Raw genomic sequence first — 8,803 nt, 5'->3', positions numbered from 1 at the left:
AATAACAAAAACCCTTTTGCCATTCCGCTAACGGAGGCAAAAGGGTTGTTTTATTTTTCTCGCCAAGTAAAGATGGCTTCGCAGTAAGTATCCTCACCGATCTTGATCACGTGGATCGTTTGCAGCGGCACAGCCTCGCTGGCTTCATCGACTGTCTTTTCATTGATTTGAAAATGGCTTTCGATCAAATGGCCGTAAGCCACTTCCCGATCAAAACGGATCGTCACTTGTGTCACTTCATGTTTTGTTAAAAACTCATAGCCTAAGACGTCCATCAGCCAATTGAAATACATGGCATTGTTGACATGCTGATTGCTATCAATATCGTAGAAACGCACCCGATAAGGCAAAAATTGTCCTTGGGTGATAGGGGTGATCTTCGGGTAGCGTTTGATTCGCTTGATTTTTTCGCTGCCAAAAGGCGCCACGATCTCATCTGGTACACTGCTGACTTTGCGCGTCTCAGGATCCATCAACGCAAAAACCGCCTCAATTTTGACCAGTTCCGTTCCGTCTTCTGCCAATAACCAGAAGTAACGGTAGCAGAAAAATTTATTGTATTCTCTCGCCTGGGTCGCCACTTGAATCTGCTCCCCTACGCGCGGCAAACGAGTCACCGTTATGTGATAGCTGGTAATGATCCAGGTCAAGCCATAACTAGCGATGACTTCTGGTCCGCGGTTTAACGCCGCACTTTGTTCTTCTGATGTCTTGATGGCGATGCCTAGCATGGCTGGAAACGTCATCGTTTGGTTGACATCACATTCATAATACGCCACTTCATGTGTGGTTTGATACTTTGCTGCCATAGTTCTAATTGCCTCCTAAAAACGACTCAATATTTCATCGACACTTGGTCCATAGCTTTCGCCAAACTGATTCAAATGGACCAATAAATAATACAATTGATACACTGGCAGTCGCTCTTGCCAATCCTCATCTAATGGATAGACTTCTTGATAGCCTTCCAAAAATTCCTGACGAAAACCACCGAAGAGCTGGGACATCGCAATATCCATTTCTCGATCCCCATAAGCGACTGCTGGATCAAGAAACACTGGTTCTCCTTGCTGATCGAACAGCACATTCCCCCGCCAAAAATCACCGTGTAATAAAGCAGGTGTGACGCTGCGATCACGCCAATTCTCATGCAAAAATTCTTTCAAACGCAGATAAGCAGCTTCCCGTTTGGCATGCCAGCGGTTACCCAACTTCGCTAATTCGACTTGCACATCCAAACGGCAGACTGTGTAAAAATCAAGCCAATCGCTGGTTTTCGGATTGACTTGCGGCAAAAAGCCGATGTAATTGTCTTCGTAAAACCCAAAAGACTCCTGCGTCTGCTGATGAAGCCGAGCCAAGCTTTGACCTAAGCGTCGCTGCTGTCCTTCCCCACCATCAATCCATTCCATCAATAAAAATGCCCTCTCTTCAGTCTGACCGAGATGTTCGATTTTTGGCACCCGCACGAAAGGGGCTAATTCAGCTAAGCCGTTGATCTCTGCTTGAAAGAACACCGATGAAACATGAGGATGGGTCTTTAAAAAATAGCGATTTTCTTCTGTAGTGAAACGATACGTTTGATTGACATCCCCACCACTGATGGGCGTCAGCGAGCCGGTCATCCCGATTGCTGCGAACAATGCTTCCTCCATACGGATCTCCCTTTCTTTACTCAGTCAGTTGGGCATTCAAATACGCTTGCTCTTCTTTCGTCACCCCTAGTCCTTGCAGGAGATACTGATCAACCGAACCGAAGTGCTGATCGATCGCAGCCAAGCTTTCATCAAGAAAACTCTCTTTGGCACTCATCAAAACCGTGATCGCTGTTAACAGCTCTTGCGGCAAATGCTGGGTCATTGGGGCAAATTTTTCTTTTAGCATTGGGGCTAAATAGCGATTGGTCGCTAAATAATCTTCTTTGATCGTCGTTGGTGCCACCGCCAACACATGCAGCAATAAAAAGGCGCCAAAGCCTGTGCGATCTTTGCCAGCGGTACAGTGGAACAAGGTTGCACCTTCGCCTTCCGCATTGGCGATCACATGATCAAAGAATTGCCGATATTGTTGGCGGGCATAGTCGCTTTCAACAAAGTGACGGTAGACTTTTTTCATCTGCTCTTCGGCATCTTCCCCATCTTCCAAGCGCTGCTTCAAGCTTTCTGGCGACAAGGAAACCATCGTTTCGTCTTCTTTGAAAATAGGTAAAAAAAGCTGCTTTGCTGTGGCGATCGGTCGATCAGGTTGTGCATTGGCTTCAGCGATGGAGCGAAAATCAATGACCTGATTGACCCCATAGTTTGCCAGTACTGCTTGATCTGAAGCAGTCAATTCATTGATCGCCGCACTGCGGATCAATTTTTTTCGTTTGATCGTCGTGCCGTTTGTCGTTTGATAGCCGCCAAGTTCTCTGACGTTTGCTGCTCGTTCTAGTTGAATCAATTGTGTCATTGCTTATCCCTCCCGCGATGTTCTAGTTAAAAGTATAGCAGAAACTTCGCTATTAAGGGCACTGAAACCTAGATTTTTCTATGAGCTGAGCTTTAACGGACAAAAAAAAGAAAGACCACACGCAGTCTTTCTTTGCTTTCGCTTGTTACAAAACGTTTCTATTCGGCTTCGATCACGGCGGCGGAATCATCTAAGATCGAACGATCCAGTTCGTTGATACGGCTGCTGGTCACCATTCCTGCAACCATACTGTCGCTGACATTAACGAGTGTCCGTGCCATATCGATCAATGGTTCAACAGAAATAACTAAGCCTACGATGGCGATCGGCAAGTTCATTGAGCCTAAGACGATCAATGAAGCAAAGGTTGCGCCACCGCCGACACCAGCAACGCCGAAAGAGCTGATCGTAACTACTGCAACTAGCAGCAGGATAAACTGCCAATCAAAGACATTGATCCCAACCGTTGGTGCAACGATCGTTGCCAACATCGCTGGATATACACCCGCACAGCCGTTTTGACCAATCGATAACCCAAAGCTGCCTGCAAAGTTAGCCGTGGCTTCATCAACACCTAACGCTTTGGTTTGGGTTTCGATGTTCAATGGCAAGGCACCCGCACTTGAACGAGAAGTAAAGGCAAAGCTCAAGACTGGAAAGGCCTTTTTGAAATACGTTACTGGATTGACCCGAACAGCGATTAGCAATAATGAATGAACAAGTAAGACCAAAATCAAAGCCGCATAAGAGGCGATGATAAATTTGCCTAAGTTCAAGATGGCTTCAAAATCACTTGAAGCTAATACGTTTGTCATCAATGCCAAAACGCCATAAGGTGTCAGGCGCAAAACTAACGTGACGATACGCATCACGATTTTATATAAGCTGTCCATCAAATTCGCAAAAGTTTCCGCTTCTTTCGGTGATTTACGTTTGACACCAAGAAAGGCGATCCCCACAAAGGCTGAGAAAATCACGACCCCGATCGTACTTGTCGAACGAGTACCCGCAAAATCGGCGAAGACATTGCTTGGGATGAAGGAAACGATTTGTTGTGGGATCGATAGATCTTGGACTTGTGTCGAACGTTCCGCTAATTCTGCGATCCGCGCTGTTTCCGTTGCCCCTTCGGTAAAGCTGGCACCGTCAAGACCAAAGACCATGACCATCAGAATCCCGATCAAGGCAGCGATCGCCGTTGTCCCTAGCAAAGTCGCAAGAACCGTAAAACTGATCTTCTTGATTTTTTCGCTTTCTTTCATCTTGGTGAAAGCACCAACGATCGAAACGAAGATCAAGGGCATGATCAGCATTTGCAAGAGAGCTACATAGCCGCTACCGACCATCGTGATCCAGTCAAGAGCTTGCGTGACAACGTCAGAGCCTGTCCCAAAAATCAGCTGCAGCACGCCACCAAAAACGATCCCGACGAACAACGCCGCAAAGACCCGCGTAGAAAACTTCACGTGACGTTTTTGCAATAAGTAGAACCCATAAATAAGGGCAGCAAAAAGTAGAACAACAATAATAGTTAACAGATTTGTCATTTGAATCCTCCTTTTGTTCAATAAACATGACAAAGTCTGTCAGAGGAAGTAAAGGTTCCCAGTGACCATTCTTCAACAGTTCACTCTAATGAGACGTGTGGCATCATTAGTGACTATTCCATTTTAAAGAAGTTTGCTTCATCTTACAATAAATAAGTTCCCACTTTTCTGGGATGGTACCGCTTTTTTGTCAGAAAATAAAAAAAGAACCGTTGCCGCAACCCCACACTGTTAGGATTTCTACTTTCCTAACGGTTGGATTGCGGCAACTGATTCGATATTTTTTCATTTCGACTTTTTGAAAAATTTCAGAGAATATTCAGGCAATCATTAGAAATTGCTGTCTTACGCCAAAGCCCCCATTGGGTCCCAAGGTGCTAAGACTGTTGGTTCTGCTTCAAAGGCAGCCAATTGTTCTGCTGTCAGGAACTCTTTGCGAACCACGATTTGATAGGTGTATTCATCCATCCACGCATCGCTCATAACGAAGAAGCCATTCGTTCCGACTTTTTCACCCCAGCTGTTTTCGACTTTCCATTTGGTTGATTCGCCGTCGATCAAGTCAACGCCAGTCAAGACCATCGCGTGGGTCATTAAGCTTTCGCCAAAATCTAAGCGTTCTGCTTTGGTCATCGTAAAGTCGATGTCAAATAGGTCGTTAATATCATACGCATCTAATGCCATGATCCCAGTATCTCTGGTAGAAGATTGACCGACATCACAACCGAACCACACGGACTCCCCTTGTTCCAATTGAGCAATCGCTAATTTTTTGAAGGTCGGCATATCGACGTTCAAGTATTTGACTTCTTTGCCGCCAACCACGTTGCCTAGCATTTCTACGGTATACGATTGATTGTAAGGCTTGTCGGCAGTTGGTGCGTTGATGATGCTGACATAATCGTCAAGGTCCACCCCGACATATTTTTCATAAAAGCTTTGCGGTGTTAAGTTGCGATCAATGTGATAGTTTTTGTCTTCATCACGGTATTCAAAATCAAAGGTTTCTGGCGGTGTGCCTAAAGAAGTCGCTAAGAAACGATAAATGTCTTCCAACATCGCTTCTTTGGCTGTTTGGATGTCTTCAGCTGTTTTGCCTTCAGCCACTAGCTGACGCAAAGCAACCGCATCTTTACGCAGTTTTTTGTTCAAGTAATTGTTTAGGTCACGAGAATTGGAAGAGTTGCTGCTTTCTGGCATGACCGTTTTTGGTACGACACCATATTTTTGGAAAATCGAAACGATCATGTCCCATTGCCCACCATCTTGTTGTGGTGTTTGCAATAAGAAAGCAACTTTGCGACTTGTTAAAGGCTCGTTAGCAGTTGCTAAAATATTTTCATAGAAATAGTTGGCTTTTTCGTATTTGTCCCAAAAGAAGGTATGGTTTTGCGACAATTCAAATTCTTTTAAATTGAAATCATTCAGCATCTTATGACGGAATGTATTCAATGCGGCAAACATCCAGCAGCGGCCTGATTGTTTTTGGTTTGAGACTTTCCCGGTTGTCACATCAACTGAAAAAACTGGCACATTGTTGACTTTTGCTGACACGTTTTCCGCAGAAGCGGTGATCCCATTTTTCACAACACTCCGTTGTAGTGCCGTTTGTTTATTATTGTCTTGATACGCTTGCGCAAAGGCAGCGGTGGTCTTTTTTGAAATTTCTGACATATTTCTTCATCCTTTCACTTTCCGTTCCTTCCATTTTACGCCTCTGCCTCTCAAATAACAACCGCTCCTAGAAAAATGAAAGGATCATCTTTCTAAGAGCGGTTGCTCGTATCAAGGATTTAAAGAGTTAGCATCAAAAGCAAAAAGCCAATTAAAACAAAGGATAGTCCTCGTTCAAATCGTGCATAAAGGAAGCGGATCGGACGACTAGCTAGCAAGATCGTCAGTAAAACACTGGCTAACACCAACGTCACAAAGCCTAATACCGACAGGTTCAAGTCAGTGATCGCTAATGCCCGCAAGCCCTTGATGAAGATCCCCTGTAAAAGATAGACCAGCAGGGTGTTTTTGCCCCACTTCGTAAAAAAGAGGTGCTCTCTAGGCACGAGGCTCAGAAAGCCGATGATCCCCATCAGCCCGATCACGAAAAAGACCGCACGCAATGGACCGCCGAACAACGGATAGCTCAAGTAATCGTCATAAGGCTTGGAACCAAAAACCATGTACTTGTTCATCCCATGAAAAAACGCGATAAAGGTGTAGATGATCGGTAAGAAAAGCAAACTGATAGTCCGAATCTTTGGTTTCAATAAAAAGCGCATCTCATTTTTGGGAAAATAAAACCCGATGATGAAAAACGGCAAAAAGACAAAGGTCCGCTGCAAGGTCAACACTTGATTTAAAAATGGCACGTAGCCAGCGAAGATACTCAAGCCGATACTCAGTAAGATCGCCTGCTTTTTGGACATTTTTTGAAAGACCAGCAAGGAGAGCTGCCAAAAGAACATGCTAAGCAAAAACCAAAGTGCCCATTGCGGATTCAACAGTTGGATTTTTAACGACTCCCGTAGACCGATCAACCAGTAATAGACGGTGTAAAACACCTGAAAGAAGACATAAGGCAGCAAGAACTTTTTCATCAGCTCACGTAGCTTGTGTCCCTTCGTCAACGGTTTGGCAAAGTACCCAGCCAGAAAAACAAAAGCTGGCATGTGGAAAGTGAAGATAAAATAATATAGGTCATGATAAAACTTCTGATCGCCGATAAAAGGCTGTAGTAAGTGACTGAAGACGACCAAGATCATCAGTAGAAATTTTGCATTATCAAAGTAAGCCGTTCTTTGCGATTGGCTCATAAAAGTTCCTCCTCTAAGTTGTATCTGTCAAAGGATACCTGATCCATGAAACAGAACTGTAACAAGCTATTTACTTTTTCCTAACGATTCTTGTTCATTTGATTACCAGTTGCTATTTTGTATGCTTTGTATTAATATATATAATACAAAGGAGCTGTTTTCGATGATATTCGATATTCAAACCCAAAGCAACCAACCGATCTACCAGCAGTTGCGGGAACAGATCATTGTCGGTATCGCAAAAGGCGATTTAGCCGCTGGCGAATTGCTACCATCCGTCCGTCAATTAGCCGAAGAGATCGGCATCAATACCATGACGATCTCAAAAGCCTACAATTCCCTCAAAGAAGAAGGCTTGTTAGTCACGGATCGCCGTAAAGGAACCGCCGTTGCCGCACCACCACCGTTTACTTCTGGACAAGAAGCGGAGTATCGCCAAAACTTGCAGCTGCAACTGGCAACCGCTCTCTTACACGGCAAAAGCAAGCAAGCGCTTTTAACGGATGTTCAACAACTGCTGGACCAATTTCCTGAAAGGAATGAATGCAAATGACCTATCTTTTTTTCATTATTGCTCTTGTCCTCTGTGGGACGACCGCATTTGGTTTACGCTTGATCAGTAAACCCCACAAAAATGTTTTACTCGAAAATACCCTTGCCCCTGAGCATTTGGATGATCCTAGCGTCCACAGCTTGATCACAGAATTTCGCAAGCGTATCTTACAAATCGTTGGTACATTTAGTGTAGCAAGTCTCCTTTTTTTGTTCAATTTATCTGACTCCATCATCCTTACCCTGTTCTGGCTTTATATGGCCGCTTTGCTGGGGACAGCTTACCTGGTGCAAGTGCATTACATTGGAAAAATGCGGCAATTGATCCTTGCCAAAGGATGGGAACTACCTATCGATCCGATTCGGATTGATACCAAACTCGTTCAAGCCAAAAATAAACGGATGCTGCCGTGGTATAGCCTCGTTCCTGCGGGGATTTTGTTGATGATCAGTTTGTACCAAGCATGGCAGTTGCCTGATCTTTCTACAGGATACTTGATGGGCGGCGTCTCCTTAGCAATTTTTGCGCTGTTCGTCTATCTCTGGGTGATCATCAGCCGCTTACCCGTTCGCGGAATCAGCGGTGATTCAGCTATCGACCAGCACATCAATGATTTAACAAAGCGCTATTGGTCCTTATTGATCGCTGTCACTTGTACCATTACGCTGCTCTTGTTGACTGTCCCACTAGCGTCCATGTCCGCTACTGGAGCATTCAGTACTATCCTCTTAGTGCTCTTTGTTGTTTTGGTTATTTTCTTGATCGTCTTTACCTTCTTCTTGTTGCTAGATCTGCGTAAAAAACAAGATCAGCTCTTAGAACCAGCAGGACAACCGCGCTATTATGGTGAAGATGCTTACTGGCGATATGGTTTTTACATCAATCCTAATGATGCGCGACTGTTCGTTCCTGACCGTGTTGGGATGAACATCGGCATCAATCTAGGCAAACGTAGCGGACAAATCGTCTCAGGTATCACCGCTGTCTTCTTACTTGTATCAATGGTCTGTACCATCATTCCGATGTATCGCTTAGATTTCGCTCCTGATGCGATCACCGGTGAAGTGCAAGGACAAGAAGTCACCTTCGATGCACCAATGACTGGGAAAACAACGGTCTCTTTGGCAGATATAGAGACGGTGGAATTGATCGAAACTTTGCCATCGCCTCGTGTTCGTACCATGGGTGTAGGAACCGCCAGTTACCAAATCGGTAAATTTACCGTTGCTGGTGATCCTGCCAGAATGTTCGTGGACATAAACTCGACACCTATTTTAAAAGTCACCACCAAAGATGGCCCCACCGTTTTTTACACAAATAAAAAAGCCGCCGAAACGACGGATTTATACGAGGAACTAGTACAAAAGATTTCCTCAGCGAAGTGAGTGTTCTGGAGAAAAAACTGGAGAACCCATTATCCCCAGGCTATCCACAACCAAAAA

8 protein-coding genes are annotated in these 8,803 nt (G+C 44.6%); 2 read left to right on the top strand and 6 right to left on the bottom strand.

The genetic code is table 11. From position 1 onward, the window contains the following. Nucleotides 1–50: 50 nt before the first annotated feature. The 6 genes from ECA1_RS16515 to ECA1_RS16490 form a co-directional block, all read right to left on the bottom strand. Nucleotides 51–809, bottom strand: a complete 759-nt coding sequence (locus tag ECA1_RS16515; RefSeq protein ID WP_060793112.1) for an acyl-ACP thioesterase domain-containing protein — start codon at nucleotides 807–809, stop codon at nucleotides 51–53. A gap of 15 nt (nucleotides 810–824) precedes the next feature. Next, nucleotides 825–1,655 (bottom strand): fructosamine kinase family protein, encoded by an 831-nt coding sequence (locus tag ECA1_RS16510; RefSeq protein ID WP_060793111.1) that lies wholly within the window; start codon nucleotides 1,653–1,655, stop codon nucleotides 825–827. Nucleotides 1,656–1,671: 16 nt separating this feature from the next. Continuing rightward, nucleotides 1,672–2,451 (bottom strand): tyrosine-protein phosphatase, encoded by a 780-nt coding sequence (locus ECA1_RS16505; RefSeq protein ID WP_010747448.1) that lies wholly within the window; start codon nucleotides 2,449–2,451, stop codon nucleotides 1,672–1,674. Nucleotides 2,452–2,609: 158 nt separating this feature from the next. Next, nucleotides 2,610–3,998 carry an L-cystine transporter gene (locus ECA1_RS16500; protein WP_060793110.1) on the bottom strand — a complete coding sequence of 463 codons (1,389 nt, stop codon included), beginning with the start codon at nucleotides 3,996–3,998 and terminating at the stop codon, nucleotides 2,610–2,612. 345 nt (nucleotides 3,999–4,343) lie between these two features. Next, nucleotides 4,344–5,672, bottom strand: coding sequence for a C1 family peptidase (locus tag ECA1_RS16495; protein WP_005225135.1), 1,329 nt, complete (start codon nucleotides 5,670–5,672; stop codon nucleotides 4,344–4,346). 119 nt (nucleotides 5,673–5,791) lie between these two features. Then, nucleotides 5,792–6,808: an acyltransferase family protein gene (locus ECA1_RS16490; protein WP_060793109.1), complete on the bottom strand. Its 1,017-nt coding sequence runs from the start codon at nucleotides 6,806–6,808 to the stop codon at nucleotides 5,792–5,794. A 163-nt stretch (nucleotides 6,809–6,971) separates the two neighbouring features. Here ECA1_RS16490 and ECA1_RS16485 point away from each other — a divergent pair, with 163 nt between their 5' ends. Both ECA1_RS16485 and ECA1_RS16480 read left to right on the top strand, forming a co-directional pair. Further along, nucleotides 6,972–7,361, top strand: coding sequence for a GntR family transcriptional regulator (locus ECA1_RS16485; RefSeq protein ID WP_005237540.1), 390 nt, complete (start codon nucleotides 6,972–6,974; stop codon nucleotides 7,359–7,361). Further along, complete coding sequence (locus tag ECA1_RS16480; RefSeq protein WP_060793108.1) at nucleotides 7,358–8,746, top strand: hypothetical protein; 1,389 nt, start codon at nucleotides 7,358–7,360, stop codon at nucleotides 8,744–8,746. Before ECA1_RS16485 ends, ECA1_RS16480 begins: the two co-directional genes overlap by 4 nt. The last annotated feature ends 57 nt before the right edge of the window (nucleotides 8,747–8,803 follow it).

It is taken from the genome of Enterococcus casseliflavus NBRC 100478, assembly GCF_001544095.1.
Taxonomy (GTDB): domain Bacteria; phylum Bacillota; class Bacilli; order Lactobacillales; family Enterococcaceae; genus Enterococcus_D; species Enterococcus_D casseliflavus.
Note: the sequence above shows the minus strand (reverse complement) of the source record. Positions and strands in the feature narration are given on the sequence as shown.